The organism is Streptomyces violaceoruber (assembly GCF_033406955.1).
Classification (GTDB): domain Bacteria; phylum Actinomycetota; class Actinomycetes; order Streptomycetales; family Streptomycetaceae; genus Streptomyces; species Streptomyces violaceoruber.
The window spans coordinates 182,934-199,108 of record NZ_CP137734.1; the positions used below are offsets into that span (position 1 = coordinate 182,934).

Sequence of the window (16,175 nt, forward strand, 5' to 3'; positions counted from 1 at the left end):
CAGGGGCCGATTGCTCCTCACGGGCGGGGAGTTCGGCGTTCCGACACCCTGTCGCGCACCGGCGTGCGGGTGTACGGTCTCGGGCCGATGGGCTTTGGGAGCGCTCCCATCGCGTTGTGTCCGCTTCGCACGAGGAGGAACGCTTTGAAACGCCTTTTGGCCCTGCTCGCGACCGGCGTGTCGATCGTCGGCCTGACTGCGCTCGCCGGCCCCCCGGCACAGGCCGCCACCGGCTGCAAGGCCGAGTACACGATCACCAGCCAGTGGGAGGGCGGCTTCCAGGCCGGGGTGAAGATCACCAACCTGGGCGATCCCGTCAGTGGCTGGACGCTCGGGTTCACGATGCCGGACGCCGGGCAGCGGCTCGTCCAGGGCTGGAACGCGACCTGGTCGCAGTCCGGCTCCGCGGTCACCGCCGGCGGCGTCGACTGGAACCGCACCCTGGCCACCGGCGCGTCGGCCGACCTGGGGTTCGTGGGCTCCTTCACGGGCGCCAATCCCGCGCCCACGTCCTTCACGCTCAACGGCGCGACCTGCAGCGGGTCCGTCACCGATCCGCCGACGGACCCGCCGACCGATCCGCCCGCGACCGGGACACCGGCCGCCGTCAACGGCCAACTGCACGTCTGCGGCGTGCATCTGTGCAACCAGTACGACCGCCCGATACAGCTGCGCGGCATGAGCACGCACGGCATCCAGTGGTTCGGCCCGTGCTACGGCGACGCGTCCCTGGACGCCCTGGCGCAGGACTGGAAGTCGGACCTGCTCCGCGTCGCCATGTACGTCCAGGAGGACGGCTACGAAACCGACCCGGCGGGCTTCACCAGCCGGGTGAACGGCCTGGTCGACATGGCTGAGGACCGCGGCATGTACGCGGTGATCGACTTCCACACACTGACGCCGGGCGACCCGAACTACAACCTCGACCGCGCCAGGACGTTCTTCTCCTCCGTAGCCGCCCGCAACGCGGACAAGAAGAACGTGATCTACGAGATCGCCAACGAGCCCAACGGGGTGAGCTGGACGGCCGTGAAGAGCTACGCCGAGCAGGTCATCCCGGTGATCCGGGCCGCCGACCCGGACGCCGTCGTCATCGTCGGCACCCGCGGCTGGTCCTCGCTGGGCGTCTCGGACGGCGCCAACGAGAGCGAGGTGGTCAACAACCCGGTGAACGCGACCAACATCATGTACGCGTTCCACTTCTACGCCGCCAGCCACAAGGACGACTACCGGGCGGCGGTGAGCCGAGCGGCCACCCGACTTCCCCTGTTCGTATCGGAGTTCGGCACGGTGAGCGCCACCGGCGGTGGTGCGGTGGACCGGTCGAGCAGCGTCGCCTGGCTGGATCTGCTCGACCAGCTCAAGATCAGTTATGCGAACTGGACGTATTCCGACGCCGACGAGGGGAGCGCCGCGTTCAGGCCGGGCACCTGTGAGGGCACCGACTACAGCAGCAGTGGCGTGCTGACCGAGTCGGGTGCTCTACTGAAGAGCCGCATCAGCACCACCGACGACTTCCCGACGAGCTGACCCGGCGAGACGGGAGGAGCGGACGCGCAACGAGGTGGGCCGCGGCTCCGGTTCCGCGGCTCACCGACCGCCCCCGAAGTGGTCCCGGAGTTCCTCGTCGCAGTCGTCCGCGGCACCGCCCTCGACTCGCGAGAACGTCAGCACCCCGTCGTCGCCTTCCCGCCCGGCCTTGGCCAGTTGCTTCCCGATGTCCGCGATGCGCTCGGCGCACACCGCGCTGACGGGCCCCTCGGGCCGGGGGGCCCGAGTCGAGGAGGAGTCCAGCACCGCGGTGGCGACGAGGCCGACCGCAGCCGTCACCGCCCACGCGGCAACCCACCTGCGGCGGCTCGTGCGCAACGGCTCGGACATCCGGGCATCGTACGTGCACGCCGCCCGGCCCCGCTCGGCCGCCCTGTCACGGACGGCCGGGGGCTGCCCGCGAATTGACTGATTGGCAGCGCCGTCCGCTGGGCAGAGAGGCAGGTGATGTCATGAGCACGACTCCTCTCCCCCACAAGGAGGTCGAGCATGCACGTCCGCACACTGACCGGATGTCTCGCGGCGGCGCTGCTGTCGCTGCCGCTGCTGAGCGGCCAGGCCGTGGCCGCGGAATCACCGGCCGCAGCCCGGGTACTCACCTACGACGCAAGCGGCTCCGCGGAGTTCCGGTCCGCGGTCGACCGGGGCGCGGCCATCTGGAACGAGAGCGTCGAGAATGCCGAGCTGCGTCCGGTCTCGGCCGGACAGCGGGCCGACATCCGGATCCTGGCCGACGACGGCTGGCCGCGCGCCCTCCCCACGTCCTTGGGCAAGGGCACCGTCTGGATCGGACGTCAGGCGGTGGACGAGGGCTACAACACGGTACGCATCTCGTCCCACGAACTCGGTCACATCCTGGGGCTGCCGGACCGCAAACCCGGGCCGTGCTCCAGTCTGATGTCGGGATCGAGCGCGGGCGTCCCGTGCACCAACCCGTACCCGAACGCCGCGGAGAAGGCGGAGGTCGAGGACAACTTCGCCGGTGCGGCCGGTTCGCGGGCGGTCGCGGGACCGGTGCCCGTCCTCATCGAGGACTGAGCCTCGACGACGATCAGCACGGTCAGCACATGTGCACGCGGACTTCCAGGTAGCCCTCACCGTCCCTCGGTGGACGGGTCCAGGAGCGGCTGGTGCAGGTGTGCAGCTTCCCGTGCACGAGCGCCTGCCTGGGCAGGTGGACACCGAACTCCCGGCCCACCGCCGCCAGCAGCGCCCGTTCCGCGTCGTCGGCGCCGTCGCCCGGATCACCGAAGTACTGGTCCGGGCGCAGTGCCTCCGGTATATGGCCGCTCTCCCGGATCTCCCCCTCGCCATACGTGAAGGCGTACTGCTCGACGCCGCCCCGGGCCACCGAGAGGTGGAAGAAGGGTTCTCCGTGCCGCGTTCGCAGCCCGCTCCACACCACCACCGCCCGACCGCCCGAGCAGGCTGCGGCCGCGGGCGGGACGAATCGCTGCCGGTCGAAGGGGGCGGGGTCGCCGTCGAAGGCGAAACTCCAGCCGGCGCCCGCCCGGCCGACCGCGAGGAGCGCCCGGTCCTCGTACGCCGGGAACTCCCCGCGGCCGCGCGACGAGCCGTGCCGTGCCTGCCAGGAGGTCATGGGGTCGTTGAGCACGGTGCCGCCCCCGTCCGCGAGCCGCGCCGGCAACTCCTCTGGCTCGACCCCTTCGACCAGGACGAACCGGTAGCACGTGCGGCTGCCGCCCGGGTCCGGCTCGGCGAGCCAGGCCAGGCCGGGCGGGTCCAGCGGCGGCGTCGGCCCGGGTGTCTCACCGGTCTCGCCGCCCCTGGGCGTGGACAGCAGCTCGCGCCCCCGCTCCGCGGTCAGCAGCGGCCCGAGCAGCGGGTCCGCGATCCAGCCCACCGGTGCCAGGTGGTCCGGCCCCAGCGGCTCCCACGAGGGCAGGGCGCTCGTCAGCTCCCGCCAGGCCGCGTCCGTGTCTCCCCACCGGGCCAGCTCCCTCGCCCGCTCCACCGCCTCTCCGAACGCTCCGGACGCCGTGTACGCGTACGTGCCCTTCCTCATCCCGTCGAGCATCGTCAGCGCCGGTCCCATCAGGTCCGCCTCGGCGCCCCGGAAATGGAACGACAGCGTCCGATCGTCCCGGTAGGAGTGCGCCGCGTGCTCGGCGGTCAGCAGGGGCAGCAGCTCGGGCGTGTACCGCGGGTCCGTGGCCAGGCCGCCGAAGTCCACCATGTAGGTCTTGCCGAGCAGACGGCGTATCTGGTCGCCGAGTCCGGCGGCTCGCGGTCTGCCGTACGCCCCGGCCTCGTCCAGGAGTCGCAGGGCTCCTTCCCAGTCGCCCCGCAGCGCCTCCAGCCGGGCCTCCTCGACGAGCCCGTCGAGCCTGCGCGTCGTGTCATTGACGAACTCCGGCTCTCCTTCCCCCGGGCAGGCGCGCAGGCGGTGGAACTCGCGGTGCATCTCCCGCATGAACGCACGGAAGCTCGCGTGCCGTTCGGGCGGTGCCGCCCGCCAGCCCGCCCAGGTGTACACGGCCCACTCACCGTCCTCGTCCACGTCCTCCGGGTCCATGAGGACGTAGGTGGCGTCGGAGGCGACGTCGAGTTGCAGTCCGCGCCGCCAGATGCCCGCCTCCCGCCGCTCCTGCGGCCCGGCCTCCTCGTCCAGGTCCTCCTCGAACGTGTCCGCCAGGCCCGACGCGTCGTCGTGCCAGCGCGCGTCCGCGGTGCCCGCGAGCAGCCACACGAATCCGCCCGCGTGCCGCCACCCGTCGCTGACCATCAGGAACTCCCGGTACGACGGGGGCAGGCGCCGGCCCAGGCGCGCCTCCGCCGCCGCGACCCGCTCCTCGTCGGCGGGCGGGAACCCCAGCCACCGAGACCGCCGGGCGGATGCGTCGTCCGCGCTCCGCGTCTCCCCCTCGGGCTGGCAGTCCGCCCACTCCGCGCTCCACTCGACGAGGAAGGGCCGCCAGTCGAACGCCGTCGTATCCGTCATGCGTCCAGGCTGCCATCACCCACTGACAGTGCCGTCCGGGTCGGGAAGACTCGAAGGGCTTCACTCGGCGCCGGCCGACCGGCCGGGCGCCGGTCACGAGATGGGAGAACGATCAATGAAGTTCACTCCGGTACGGAGCAGGGTGCGCAGGGCCGCGCTCGCGCTCTCGGCGGTCGCGGCCCTCGCCGTCGGCACGACCGCGACGGCCGCCACGACCGGCGCGGCGGCGGCCCCCGCTCCCCGGAAACAGGGACCGACCTCGGTGGCCTACATCGAGGTGAACAACAACAGCATGCTCAACGCGGGCAAGTACACCCTCGCCGACGGCGGCGGCAACGTCTTCGACGTCGCCGTGATCTTCGCGGCGAACATCAACTACGACACGGGCACGAAGTCGGCGTACCTGCACTTCAACGAGAACGTGCAGCGCGTCCTCGACAACGCCGCCACACAGATACGGCCGTTGCAGCAGAAGGGCATCAAGGTCGTCCTCTCGGTACTCGGCAACCACCAGGGTGCCGGTTTCGCCAACTTCCCGTCCCAGCAGGCTGCTTCGGCGTTCGCCAGGCAACTCTCGGACGCCGTCGCCGAATACGGGCTCGACGGCATCGACTTCGACGACGAGTACGCCGAGTACGGCAACAGCGGCACCGCGCAGCCCAACGACAGCTCGTTCGTCCACCTGGTGACGGCCCTGCGCGCGAACATGCCCGACAAGATCATCAGCCTGTACAACATCGGTCCGGCCGCCTCTCGCCTCTCCTACGGCGGCGTGGACGTCTCCACCGACTTCGACTACGCCTGGAACCCGTACTACGGCACCTGGCAGGTGCCGGGGATCGCGCTGCCAAAGTCGAAGCTGTCACCGGCGGCCGTCGAGATCGGCCGGACCTCGCAGAGCACGTCCGCCGAGCTCGCCCGGCGCACCGTCGACGAGGGATACGGCGTCTATCTGACGTACAACCTCGACGGCAGCGACCGCAGCGCCGACGTCTCCGCGTTCACCAGGGAGCTGTACGGCAGCGAGGCCGTCCGCACGCCGTAGGGCGCCGCGCCGGGCTGCGACCGGACAACGATGTCATCCATACCCTGCGGCCCACGGGCGGCCGCAGGGCGGCGGGTCAGCGCAGTCCGGCGAAGAGGTCGTTCTCCGGTACGGCCGCGCCGGTGGTGTCCCGGACGCGTACGAAGGTCTCCATGCCCATCAGCTCGCCGAACCTCTCCTTGCCCATCCCGAGGAAGAAGATGTTCTCGCCCTGGCTGGCGTGGGCGGCCAGGGCGTCGAACTTCTGGCCACTGAAGGAGGTGGTGTCCACCCAGGTGGTGATCTCTTCGTCGGGGAGGCCGATCTCGGCCATCGCCGCGGCCTCGGCGGGGTCCGGCTCCGGCATGTCCGGATGGAACTCGCGCATGATCTCGCCGAACCGCTGCATCATCGAGCGGGGCGCCGTCGTCCAGTACACCTTCGGCGTCAGCGTCGTCATCTCCAGTGCCGCCATGGTGATGCGGTGGGCCTGGATGTGGTCGGGGTGACCGTAGAAGCCGTTCTCGTCGTAGGTGACGACCACGTCGGGCCGGTAGTGCCGCATGAGTTCCGCGAGGCGGGCGGCGCCTTCCTCCACCGGGGTACGCCAGAAGGAACCGGGGGCGTCGTTGCTCGGCCAGCCCATCATTCCGGAGTCGGCGTAGTCCAGCGTCTCCAGATCGCTGATCTTCAGGATGTCACGGCTCTCCTCGAGCTCCCGCCGGCGCATCAGGGCGACGGCCGCCGGATCGTGTCCGGGATCCCCCGGCTTGACGCCTCCCGGCCCGTCACCGCAACCGCCGTCGGTACACGTCACGAGCACCGTGCGGATGCCCTCCGCCGCGTACCGCGCCAGGACCCCGCCCGTGCTCGTGGCCTCGTCGTCGGGGTGGGCGTGCACGGCCATCAGCGTCAAGGGTCGGTCGGTCATGGAAAAGTCCTCCTGCTGGGATACGTCATGCTCCGGACGCGGCGGGCGCGGATGCGGCGCCGGTCCCTCCGCCGATGCAACAGCGTGTGACGGCTCCCCTGTTCCCGGCCCGCCGCCGCAGGTTACCGCCACGGGCCGTCGCCGGCCGGGCGGGCGGTGTTCAGCTCGGCGCCACCGGACGGTCGGCGCGGGTGAGCAGCATGCGCACTGATCGCCATCCGTCACCCGGTCCGTGGAGCCCAGATGAGCACAGAGGAACAGAGCAGTGGTCGCCGTCACCCGGACAGACGCGTGCTGTTGCGTGCGGCGGTGGCCGTGCCGGCGGCCGGTGCCGCCGTCGCCGGTACGGCCACCGTCCCGGCGCAGGCGGCCGATGCGGCCGGCCCGTCCGGCGGCCGCTTCGATGCCGACAGTCCGCGGTTCGCCCTGGCGGTGCTGCCCGACACCCAGTACCTATTCGACGCCGACAGCGCCGATCCGGCCCCGCTGCGGGCGACGTTCCGCCACCTCGTCACCGAGCGGGCCGCGGCCAACATCGCGTTCATGATGCACCTCGGCGACGTCACCGAGCACGGCACCGAGGCCGAGATCGAACTCGCGGCCGACACCTTCCGCGTCCTGCACGGCCGCGTCCCGTACAGCGTGCTGGCGGGCAACCACGACATCCGCTCGTCCACGGACGACCAGCGGGGCGACTCCGCCTACCTCTCCGCCTTCGGGCCCGACCGCTACCGGTCCATGCCGACGTTCGGCGGTGCCTCGCCCGACGGCTACAACAGCTACCACGTCCTGCGGGCCGGCGGGCGGCAGTGGCTCGTCCTCGCCCTGGACTGGCGGGTCTCCGAGCAGGGGCTGGCATGGGCGCAGGGGGTGCTCGACCGGCACCCGGCGCTGCCGGCGGTGCTGACCACGCATGACATCGCCTGGTCCGGTGACGACGGCGAGGCCCGGCTGTCCGACCACGGTCAACGCCTGTGGGACGGCCTGATCAAGGGGAACGACCAGGTCTTCCTGGCGCTGGGCGGGCACTACTGGCCGCCCGGCCGCACCGTACTGACCAACGACGCCGGACACGACGTCCACGTCCACATCACCAACTACCAGGACCGCTACTACGGCGGCGCGGGCATGATCCGCACCTACGGCTTCGACCTGGTGCGCGGGGTCGTCGACGTGGAGACGTTCTCGCCCTGGTTCCTCGCCCGGGACCCCGCGGCGCGCTCCCCGCTGGCGGCCGAGACGCTGGAACTCACCGGCCCCACCGACCGGTTCACGCTCGACATCGACTTCGAGGAGCGGTTCGCCGGCTTCGCCCCCGTGCCCGCGTCGAAGCCCCGGCCGGCCCGGGCCGTGATGCCCCGCGGCACCCTCGCCTACTGGCGCTTCGACGCCTCGGGAACGGGCGCGGCCCAGCGGCCGGGTGCGCCCCTGCCCGACGGCACCGTGGTCAAGGACCTCACCGGCCGGGGAAACGACCTGACCGTGCGCCGGCTGCACTCCTCCGGGGCCGAGGCGCTCACCTGGTCGCCGGAGCACCACCGCGGTCAGCCCGCGCACGCCAGCCTCCGCTTCGACGGCGGTCAGGGCCCCGACCGCGGTGCCGTCCTCACCACCGCGGACGGGGCGGCCCTGAACAGCGAGAAGTTCCCGCGCGGATACACCATCGAGACGTTCGTCCGGCTGCCCGAGCCGTTCGAGGGCAACCACGACTGGATGGGCATCCTCAGCTGGGAGGGCCGCAACGGCGACGCGGGCAAGACCACCGGCTGGTCCCCGCTGGAGCCGACGTGCAGCCTCAACCTCTCCCCCGAGCGGTTCCTCCAGTTCGTGGTCTACCCGCACCGCCAGGACGCCGACCCCACCTCCTGGAGCCATGCGGTGCCGGTCGGGCGCTGGATGCACATCGCCGTCGTCAACGACGGCCGCCGCACGGTGATGTACGTGGACGGCTCGAGGATCGCGCGCAATCCCGCACAGCCGTCGACCGGGATCGCCACCCTCGGCAAGCCCTTCGTCCTGGGCGGCACGCAGTTCGACGAGCGGTTCGGGCAGGGCTTCTACGGCTGGATGGGCGACACGCGGATCGTGGGGCGGCCGCTGCCGGTGCGGGAGTTCCTCACTCCCCTCGGCTGAGCTGCTCCACGGTGGCTCCGGTGGGGTCGTCCGGGCCCGGCGTGAGGGGCACCGGCCCCAGGGACTCGCCCTCCCAGAGCAGCGCCCGCCATCCCTGCCCGGGCGAGCCGGAGAGGATGACGATCCCGGTGTTCGCCAGGGGGTGCCGCTCGGCGTAGTCGACGTCCACGTTGTCGGCGCGCGCCGCCACCCACATGCGGATGGCGGCGCCGTGGCTGACCAGTGCCACGGTCTCCGCACCGGTCTCGTGGGCCTCGGCCACCACGGCGTCGAAACGGGCGAGTGCCTCTGCCCCGTTCTCGCCCCCGGGCATACGCAGCCCGACGTCCCCGGCGGACCAGGCGAACGCGGTGTGCATGTAGGTGCGCGCCGCGTCGTCGTCGCCGCGCATTTCCAGGTCGCCGGCGGTCAGCTCCCGGATCCCGGCCCGGACCCGGACCTCCAGTCCGGTCGCCGAGGCCAGCGGGGCGGCGGTCAGCTGCGTGCGTACGAGCGTCGACGCGTACAGTGCGCCGATCTCCTCGGACGCCAGGGCCCCGGGCAGCGCCGCCGCCTGTTCCTGGCCGAGGGCGGTCAGACCGGGGCCCGGCTCGGCCGTGTCCAGGAGGTGCTTGAGGTTGGACGGGGTCTGACCGTGCCTGATGAGCAGGAGACGCATGCGACGGGGACTTTCTGCGGGACGACGGAACGACGGGCATCTCCACTCTGCCACGCGCCACGGGTGTCCCGGGTCTCACCAGTCGTGCACCGTGCCGTCCGAGAGGCGGTTCACGGGCAGGTAGGCGGGCTCGTAGGGGAAGCGGGCCGCGGCCCCGTCGTCGAGTTCGACGCCGAGGCCGGGGGCCTCGCCGGGGTGCAGGAGGCCGTCCTCGAAGCGGTAGGAGGTGCGGAACACCTCAAGGGTGTCCGGGGCGTGGCGCATGTACTCCTGGATGCCGAAGTTGTGCACGGCGAGGTCGAGGTGGAGGGCGGCCGCCATGCCCACGGGCGAGATGTCGGTCGGACCGTGCATACCGGATTTGATGCCGTACACGGCGGCCATGTCGAGCAGTTTGCGTACGGCGGTGATGCCGCCGGTGTGGGTCACCGCCGAGCGGACGTAGTCGATCAGCCGTTCCTGGAGCAGCGTGGTGTAGTCGTGGACGGAGTTGAAGACCTCCCCGATGGCCAGCGGCGTGGTGGTGTGCTCCCGGATCAGCCGCAGTGCCCCCTGGTCCTCGCCCGGGGTCGCGTCCTCCAGCCAGAAGAGGTCGTAGGGTTCGAGGTCCTTGCCGAGCCGCGCCGCCTGGATGGGCGTCATGCGGTGGTGTCCGTCGTGCAGCAGGGGGAGTTCGGGGCCGAAGGTGTGCCGTACCGCTTCGAAGACCGTGGGCATGTGGCGCAGGTAGGCGCGGGTGTCCCAGGTCTCCTCGGTGGGGCGCGGGTGCGCGGCGCCGGTGCGGCGGGCGGGTTCGTAGTCGTAGCGGTCCCCGTCGCCGGCGGCGGAGGCGGCGACGCCGTACACGGAGTCCAGACCGGGGATGCCGCTCTGGATGCGGACGGCCCGGAAGCCGTCCGCCAGGTGTTCGCGCACCGAGTCGAGCAGTTCGGGTATGTCCCGGCCCGAGGCGTGGCCGTAGGCCAGGGCGCCCGTGCGGCAGGCGCCGCCGAGGAGTTGGTACACCGGCATGCCCGCCGCCTTGCCCTTGATGTCCCACAGCGCCATGTCCACGGCGGCGACGGCCGCCATGGTGACCGGACCCCGGCGCCAGTAGGCGCCCCGGTACAGGTACTGCCAGGTGTCCTCGACGGCGTGCGCGTCCCGCCCGAGCAGCAGCGGGGCCACATGCTCGCGCAGGTAGGCCTCGACGGCCAGTTCGCGCCCGTTGAGGGTGGCGTCGCCGAGGCCGGTGAGCCCGTCCTCGGTGGTGATGCGCAGGGTGACGAAGTTGCGTCCCGGGCTGGTGACGACGACGTCGGCGGCGGTGATCTTCACAGGGTCGTTCCTCCTCGGCGACGCGCGCCCGGTGGTCAGGCCCGTGCCGGGGTCACGCCGGGTCGACGCGGGAAACCGTACCCCCGATGGCGAGGACGTAGAGCTCCCCGTCGCCGTCCTGGGCGAAGGACACGACCTCGCCGCCGTTCACCCCGAGGTCGTGCTCGCCGGTCACCCGGCCGTCCTCGATCTCCAGGGAGCGCAGGGTGCCGTCGCAGTAGTCGCTGTAGACGTACTGTCCCGCGAGCCCGGGGACCGCCTCACCGCGGTAGACGTAGCCGCCGGTGACGGAGCAGCCGAGGCCGGTGCGGTCGTACTCGTGGATCGGCGGAACGTGGTTCGCGGGCTCGGTGCCGCCGCGGAAGGGGTGTGTGCCCTCCATCTGCGACCAGCCGTAGTTCTCGCCGCCCGGGCTGCTCGCGGGCGCCCAGTCGATCTCCTCCCAGTCGCTCTGGCCGACGTCGCCGATGAGCAGGTCGCCCGAGCCGGCGTCGAAGGAGAACCGCCAGGGGTTGCGCAGCCCGTACGACCAGATCTCGCCCCTGGCGTCCGGGTCGTCGGCGAAGGGGTTGTCCTCCGGGATCGCGTACGGGTCGCCGCCCTGCGGGTCGATCCGCAGCAGTTTGCCCAGCAGGGTGTCGAGCTTCTGGCCGTTGCCCTGGGGGTCGCCGCCGCCCCCTCCGTCGCCGAGCGCGATGTAGAGGTAGCCGTCGGGGCCGAAGGTGATGGCGCCGCCGTTGTGGTTGGACTCGGGCTGCTCCTGGGTCAGGACGGTGCGCCGGGTGTCCTCCCGGACCGTGCCGTCCTGGACGGCGAACTCGTCGACGGTGGAGGTGCCCTCGAGGTCGGTGTAGGAGAGGTAAAGGTGCGCGAACCGCTCGTCGAAGGCCAGGCCGAGGAGGCCGCGTTCGCCGTCGGTGGTGGTCTCGTCGGAGATGTCGAGCACGGGTTCGCCGAGTCCGTCGTCGCCGAGGACCCGGACGGTGCCGGCGCGTTCGGCGATCCAGACCGTGTCCTGCGGGCCCGCGGCACCGGCCGTCGGGTTCTGGGCCCGGGCCACCTCGGTCAGCGCGATCTGCGCCGCGGATCCGGATGTGCGGGACTCGTCGGCGGACGCCGTGGCCAGGGCCAGGGATCCTACGAGACCGAGTGTTGCGACGATCGCCGACATTCTGGTGCGCGTGTTCACCATGGCCTCCCGGAGGCGGTGAGTGGGGGGAGTGCACCTGACTGCCCGGTCCGGACCTGGGGCCGCCCGGGCCGGCCGACGACACGGGTGGGGGGTCTCGCCGGCCACCGCCGAGAATAGGGGGTCGGGCGTTTCAGGCCCAGACCAATACGCGCTACTTCTGGTCGGCCCCGGGCGGTCCGTCCAGGACCGTGGGAACGTACTCCAGCAGCTGGAGCCGGCCGTCGAAGGTGCGGCTCCCGACGAGGTCGAGGGTGACGTCCGGGTACTGGTCGAAGATCCTTTCCCTGCCCGTCGCCCCGGTGATGACCGGGAAGACGACCACCCGGAAGCGGTCGACCAGACCGGCCCGGAGCAGCGAGCGGCACAGGGTGAGGCTTCCCAGGGTGCGCAGGGGCCGCGTCCCGTGCCGTTTCATGTCCCGCACGGCCGGGACCGGGTCCCCCGGGACCAGTTCCGTGTTGTCCCAGGACAGCGGGGTCCGGAGGGTCGAGGAGAACACCACCTTGGGCATCGCGGTGATCCCCTCGAAGCCGGGATCGTCGGGCATCTCGCGGGCGAAGCCGGACATCAGCCGGTACGTCGTGGCCCCCATGAGGCTCGTGTGCTGCTTCTCGGCGTCCCCGTCGAGCCAGGCGAGGTACTCGGGGCCCTCCATGCCCCAGAAGCCGGGCCAGCCGTCCGCGGCCGCGTATCCGTCGAGCGAGATGATGAAGTCGACCATGAGACTTGCCATCGGTCCGTTCCTCCCTGCGGTGGGTCTGCCAGGTCTGCCTACCGGATACGACCGCTGCCGGGCCCGAAAGTCATCGCCGAAAGGGATTGGACGGGCTGAGCACCGCACTTGTAGCCTGCACCCGACCGTGACACCGCCCGAGGAGGTGAGACCCATGAACGCTGTATCGACGTGGGTGCTCCCCCTTCCCGTCATGGCCGGCGACTGACACAGGTGTCGCCGGGAGCGCCTCGACCACAAGGCACTCCCGAAAGGCAACACCTATGAACTCTGCGCAGTTCACCGCCGAGCCGTCGTCCGAGGCCACGGCCGGGCACGACTTCGACGTGATCGTCTCCGGCTGCGGGCCCACCGGCGCGATGCTGGCCGCCGAGCTGCGGCTGCACGATGTGCGGGTACTCGTTCTGGAGAAGGAGACCGAGCCCGCGTCGTTCGTCCGGATCGTCGCCCTGCACATGCGCAGCCTCGAGCTGATGGCCATGCGCGGACTGCTGGACCGCCTCCTGCGGCACGGCAGGAAGCGCCCGGTCGGCGGAGTCTTCGCCGCCATCCCCAAGCCCGCGCCCGAGGACCTGGATTCCGAGTACGCCTATCTGCTGGGCATCCCGCAGCCGGTCGTCGTCCGGATCCTCGAGGAACACGCGGTCGGCCTGGGCGCGCGGGTCCTGCACGGGGGCGCGGTCGCCGGTTTCGAGCAGGACGGCGAGGGGGTGACCGTGGAGTTGGCCGACGGGCAACGGCTGCGTTCGCGCTATCTCGTCGGCTGCGACGGCGGCCGCAGCACGGTGCGCAAACTGCTGGGCGTCCCCTTTCCCGGGGAGCCGTCGCGGAACGAGACGCTGATGGGCGAGATGGAAGTGGGGGTGCCCCCGGAGGAGGTCTCCGCCGGGGTGGCCCGGGTCCGTGAGACCCGGCAGCGGTTCTGGCTGCGGCCCTTCGGCGCGGGGGTCTACAGCGTCGTGGTCCCCGCCGCGGAAGTCGGTGACCGCGCACAACCGCCCACCCTGGAGGACTTCCGGCGGCAGTTGCGCGCTGTCGCCGGAACCGACTTCGGCGTGCACTCGCCGCGCTGGCTGTCCAGTTTCGGGGATGCCACCCGGCTGGCCGAGCGCTACCGGGTCGGGCGGGTGCTGCTGGCCGGGGACGCGGCACACATCCATCCGCCCACCGGCGGGCAGGGGCTCAACCTGGGCCTCCAGGACGCGTTCAACCTCGGCTGGAAGCTGGCCGCGCGGATCCGCGGCTGGGCGCCGGACACACTGCTGGACACCTACCAGGCCGAGCGCCGTCCGGTCGCCGAGGACGTACTGGACAACACCCGCGCCCAGATGGAACTGCACTCCACCGAACCGGGCGCGCGGGCCGTGCGCCGGCTGCTCACCGAACTGATGGACTTCGACGAGGTGAACCGCCGGCTCATCGAGAAGGTCACCGCGACCGGCATCCGCTACGACTTCGGTGCGGGCCCCGACCTGCTCGGCAGCCGGATGCGGGACATCGGCGTCGCGCAGGGCAACCTCTACGGTCTGCTGCGTCGCGGACGCGGCCTGCTGCTGGACCGCACCGGACGCCTGACGGCCGGCGGCCGGTCGGACCGGGTCGATCGGCTCGCGGACCCCACCGCGGAGCTGGACGTACCGTGCGTCCTGCTGCGCCCGGACGGCCACGTCGCCTGGATCGGCGACGACCAGCGTGACCTGGACGAGCACCTCTCCCGCTGGTTCGGCGAGCCCACCGGCTGACCCGGCGGCCGACGGGCCGGCCACTCACCGGGACGGCTGGACCTGGTCGAAGACGGCAAGGGCCGCGGCGGGATCCGGGCTCACGAGGCGTTCCAGACCCGCCGCCGTGATCTTCGCCCACCGTCCTGCCCGTGCCCACATCCGTTCCTCGAAGGCGCGGACGGCGTCGTCCGGATCCGCGGAGCCGTCGGCGAGGGACTCGGCGAGTTCGGCGCCTTCCAGCAGCGCGAGGTTGGCGCCCGCCCCCAGGGGAGGCATCAGATGGGCGGCGTCGCCCAGGAGCGTCACTCCGGGGACGTGGGTCCAGGTGTGGGACACGGGCAGGACGTGCAGAGGTCGGTGGACGAACCCGGTGCCGTGGCGGAGGAGGTCGAGGACGGGAGCGGTCCAGCCGTCGAACAGGGTCAGCAGACGCGACCGCACGGCCTCCGCGTCCCCGAGGTCGAGGTGCGCGTGCCAGTCCAGCGGCGCGCGGAACTGGGCGTGCACCTTGACGTGGCCGCCGCTGTTGCGCTGGGCGACGACGGCCCGGTTCACGCCGTACACGGCCACCGAGCCGTCGCCGACCAGCCGGGCGAGGTCGGGGTGCCGGGTGTCGACGTCGTCCAGTGAGGTCTCGACCGAGGTGACGCCGGTGTAGTGCGGCGTCACCGGGGAGACCGCCGGGCGGGTGCGGGACCAGGCGCCGTCCGCGCCGACCACCAGGTCGAACGCCTCCTGCCGCCCGCCCTCGAAATGGACCAGGACGCCGTCCCGGCCGCCCGGCACCACCTTCGTCACGCCCTGGCCCCACCGGACGTCGAGCGGGCCGAGCAGCAGGTCGCGGAGTTGCCCGCGGTCGATCTCCGGATTGGCCCGCTCCGCCGGATCCGGACGCCAGTCGCGCAGCACGGTCCCGTCCGTGTCCAGGATGCGCATGGCCTGGCCCTCGGGCCGGGACAGCGCCTCGAACTCCGCCGACAGCCCCGCCTTGTCCATGGCGAGCCGGCCCAGCCCTTCGTGCAGGTCCAGGGTGCCGCCCGGGGGGCGGGCGTCGGGGGCGGGATCGCGTTCGAGGACGGTGACGGAGCGGTCGTGGCGGTGCATGACACGGGCGAAGGCAAGTCCTGCGGGGCCGCCGCCCACCACGGCGATACGTTGTCTCATGTCGATACACTGTATTTTCGGTCTACGGCGTATCGCAACAGTACGGTGGGGACATGACTGTCTGGGACCGGCCGGAGCCGCCGCACCGCCCCGTGCCGCTCGATCGCGAGCGGATCGTCGCCGCCGCGGTCGCGCTCGCCGACGAGGGCGGCCTGACGGCGGTGTCCGTGCGCAAGGTGGCGGCCCGGCTGGACGCCGGGCCGATGCGGCTGTACGGATTCATCTCCACCAAGGACGAGCTGTTCGACCTCATGGTGGACGCGGTGTACGCCGAGATCCTCCCCGAGGAACGGGCCGGTGACTGGCGAGAGGCACTGCGCGTCCTGGCCCACCGGACCCGGCAGGCCGCTCTGCGGCACCCGTGGCTGGCCGACCTGCTCGGCGGCCGTCCGGCCCTGGGGCCCAACGGTCTCGCCGTGGCCGAGGCGACCCTGGCCGCACTCGACGGCCTGGCCGACGTCGACACCGTCATGCGCGCCGTGGAGACGGTCAGTTCCTACTTCACCGGAGCCGTCCGGCGCGAGATCGCGGACTTGCGGGCGGAGCGCGCCACGGGCCTGTCCAAGCCCGAGTGGCAGCGCGAGCACGGCCCGCACCTGACCCGGATGCTGGCCACGGGCCGCTACCCGGCGCTGGCCAAGGCCGTGCACGACGGCACGCACGTGGATGCCGAGGAGTCCTTCGCGACCGGCCTTGACTGGGTCCTCGACGCCGTGGCCGTCAGACTCGCCCGGCCACCGGGGAGTTGACCGGTCCCCGACCCGGTGCGGCCAAGAACGACGGCCG

The 16,175-nt window shown here is 71.9% G+C and carries 14 protein-coding genes; 6 read left to right on the forward strand and 8 right to left on the reverse strand.

The window, feature by feature from the left end; translation table 11 throughout:
• The first annotated feature begins 144 nt into the window (after nt 1-144).
• Nucleotides 145-1,530, forward strand: a complete 1,386-nt coding sequence (locus tag R2E43_RS00965) for a cellulase family glycosylhydrolase (RefSeq protein ID WP_003971507.1) — start codon at nt 145-147, stop codon at nt 1,528-1,530.
• 60 nt (nt 1,531-1,590) lie between these two features.
• On the opposite strand, the gene R2E43_RS00970 is transcribed toward R2E43_RS00965, so the two are convergent.
• Nucleotides 1,591-1,881 carry a hypothetical protein gene (locus tag R2E43_RS00970; RefSeq protein ID WP_319119847.1) on the reverse strand — a complete coding sequence of 97 codons (291 nt, stop codon included), beginning with the start codon at nt 1,879-1,881 and terminating at the stop codon, nt 1,591-1,593.
• A 159-nt stretch (nt 1,882-2,040) separates the two neighbouring features.
• Between R2E43_RS00970 and R2E43_RS00975 the strand changes: the two genes are divergently transcribed.
• On the forward strand, nt 2,041-2,589 hold the full coding sequence (locus tag R2E43_RS00975; RefSeq protein ID WP_003971509.1) for a snapalysin family zinc-dependent metalloprotease: 549 nt from the start codon (nt 2,041-2,043) through the stop codon (nt 2,587-2,589).
• A 22-nt stretch (nt 2,590-2,611) separates the two neighbouring features.
• Here R2E43_RS00975 and R2E43_RS00980 read toward each other — a convergent pair whose 3' ends face one another.
• On the reverse strand, nt 2,612-4,513 hold the full coding sequence (locus R2E43_RS00980) for an SMI1/KNR4 family protein (protein ID WP_332055802.1): 1,902 nt from the start codon (nt 4,511-4,513) through the stop codon (nt 2,612-2,614).
• Between the two features lie 115 nt (nt 4,514-4,628).
• Between R2E43_RS00980 and R2E43_RS00985 the strand changes: the two genes are divergently transcribed.
• Nucleotides 4,629-5,558, forward strand: coding sequence for an endo-beta-N-acetylglucosaminidase H (locus R2E43_RS00985; RefSeq protein WP_332055803.1), 930 nt, complete (start codon nt 4,629-4,631; stop codon nt 5,556-5,558).
• 76 nt (nt 5,559-5,634) lie between these two features.
• Here the strand turns inward: R2E43_RS00985 and R2E43_RS00990 are convergent, their stop codons facing one another.
• Nucleotides 5,635-6,468 (reverse strand): PIG-L family deacetylase, encoded by an 834-nt coding sequence (locus R2E43_RS00990; protein ID WP_003971512.1) that lies wholly within the window; start codon nt 6,466-6,468, stop codon nt 5,635-5,637.
• Nucleotides 6,469-6,711: 243 nt separating this feature from the next.
• Here R2E43_RS00990 and R2E43_RS00995 point away from each other — a divergent pair, with 243 nt between their 5' ends.
• The gene (locus R2E43_RS00995) at nt 6,712-8,601 is read left to right on the forward strand and encodes a LamG-like jellyroll fold domain-containing protein (protein WP_332055804.1); all 1,890 of its coding nucleotides are present in this window, start codon (nt 6,712-6,714) and stop codon (nt 8,599-8,601) included.
• On the opposite strand, the gene R2E43_RS01000 is transcribed toward R2E43_RS00995, so the two are convergent.
• The 4 genes from R2E43_RS01000 to R2E43_RS01015 form a co-directional block, all read right to left on the reverse strand.
• Nucleotides 8,585-9,259, reverse strand: a complete 675-nt coding sequence (locus R2E43_RS01000) for a histidine phosphatase family protein (protein ID WP_003971514.1) — start codon at nt 9,257-9,259, stop codon at nt 8,585-8,587. The genes R2E43_RS00995 and R2E43_RS01000 overlap by 17 nt on opposite strands.
• Nucleotides 9,260-9,334: 75 nt before the next feature.
• A complete protein-coding gene (gene manD / locus R2E43_RS01005) occupies nt 9,335-10,576 on the reverse strand; it encodes a D-mannonate dehydratase ManD (protein WP_003971515.1) in 1,242 nt (413 codons plus the stop codon).
• 52 nt (nt 10,577-10,628) lie between these two features.
• Nucleotides 10,629-11,765, reverse strand: a complete 1,137-nt coding sequence (locus R2E43_RS01010) for a PQQ-dependent sugar dehydrogenase (protein WP_173668840.1) — start codon at nt 11,763-11,765, stop codon at nt 10,629-10,631.
• Between the two features lie 154 nt (nt 11,766-11,919).
• The gene (locus R2E43_RS01015) at nt 11,920-12,501 is read right to left on the reverse strand and encodes a dihydrofolate reductase family protein (RefSeq protein ID WP_011031787.1); all 582 of its coding nucleotides are present in this window, start codon (nt 12,499-12,501) and stop codon (nt 11,920-11,922) included.
• A 263-nt stretch (nt 12,502-12,764) separates the two neighbouring features.
• Between R2E43_RS01015 and R2E43_RS01020 the strand changes: the two genes are divergently transcribed.
• On the forward strand, nt 12,765-14,243 hold the full coding sequence (locus tag R2E43_RS01020) for an FAD-dependent monooxygenase (RefSeq protein ID WP_003971518.1): 1,479 nt from the start codon (nt 12,765-12,767) through the stop codon (nt 14,241-14,243).
• A gap of 24 nt (nt 14,244-14,267) precedes the next feature.
• Here R2E43_RS01020 and R2E43_RS01025 read toward each other — a convergent pair whose 3' ends face one another.
• On the reverse strand, nt 14,268-15,389 hold the full coding sequence (locus R2E43_RS01025; RefSeq protein ID WP_003971519.1) for an FAD-dependent oxidoreductase: 1,122 nt from the start codon (nt 15,387-15,389) through the stop codon (nt 14,268-14,270).
• A 53-nt stretch (nt 15,390-15,442) separates the two neighbouring features.
• On the opposite strand from R2E43_RS01025, the gene R2E43_RS01030 reads away from it, so the two are divergent.
• A complete protein-coding gene (locus R2E43_RS01030; protein WP_003971520.1) occupies nt 15,443-16,138 on the forward strand; it encodes a TetR/AcrR family transcriptional regulator in 696 nt (231 codons plus the stop codon).
• Nucleotides 16,139-16,175 lie beyond the last annotated feature (37 nt).

Coding starts and splice junctions, on each gene's coding strand:
- R2E43_RS00985 (WP_332055803.1), top strand. CDS start 4,629: ATGAAGTTCACTCCGGTACGGAGCAGGGTGCGCAGGGCCGCGCTCGCG.
- R2E43_RS01020 (WP_003971518.1), top strand. CDS start 12,765: ATGAACTCTGCGCAGTTCACCGCCGAGCCGTCGTCCGAGGCCACGGCC.
- R2E43_RS00980 (WP_332055802.1), bottom strand. CDS start 4,513: ATGACGGATACGACGGCGTTCGACTGGCGGCCCTTCCTCGTCGAGTGG.
- R2E43_RS01015 (WP_011031787.1), bottom strand. CDS start 12,501: ATGGCAAGTCTCATGGTCGACTTCATCATCTCGCTCGACGGATACGCG.
- R2E43_RS00995 (WP_332055804.1), top strand. CDS start 6,712: ATGAGCACAGAGGAACAGAGCAGTGGTCGCCGTCACCCGGACAGACGC.
- R2E43_RS01025 (WP_003971519.1), bottom strand. CDS start 15,389: ATGAGACAACGTATCGCCGTGGTGGGCGGCGGCCCCGCAGGACTTGCC.
- R2E43_RS00990 (WP_003971512.1), bottom strand. CDS start 6,468: ATGACCGACCGACCCTTGACGCTGATGGCCGTGCACGCCCACCCCGAC.
- R2E43_RS01030 (WP_003971520.1), top strand. CDS start 15,443: ATGACTGTCTGGGACCGGCCGGAGCCGCCGCACCGCCCCGTGCCGCTC.
- R2E43_RS01000 (WP_003971514.1), bottom strand. CDS start 9,259: ATGCGTCTCCTGCTCATCAGGCACGGTCAGACCCCGTCCAACCTCAAG.
- R2E43_RS00975 (WP_003971509.1), top strand. CDS start 2,041: ATGCACGTCCGCACACTGACCGGATGTCTCGCGGCGGCGCTGCTGTCG.
- R2E43_RS00970 (WP_319119847.1), bottom strand. CDS start 1,881: ATGTCCGAGCCGTTGCGCACGAGCCGCCGCAGGTGGGTTGCCGCGTGG.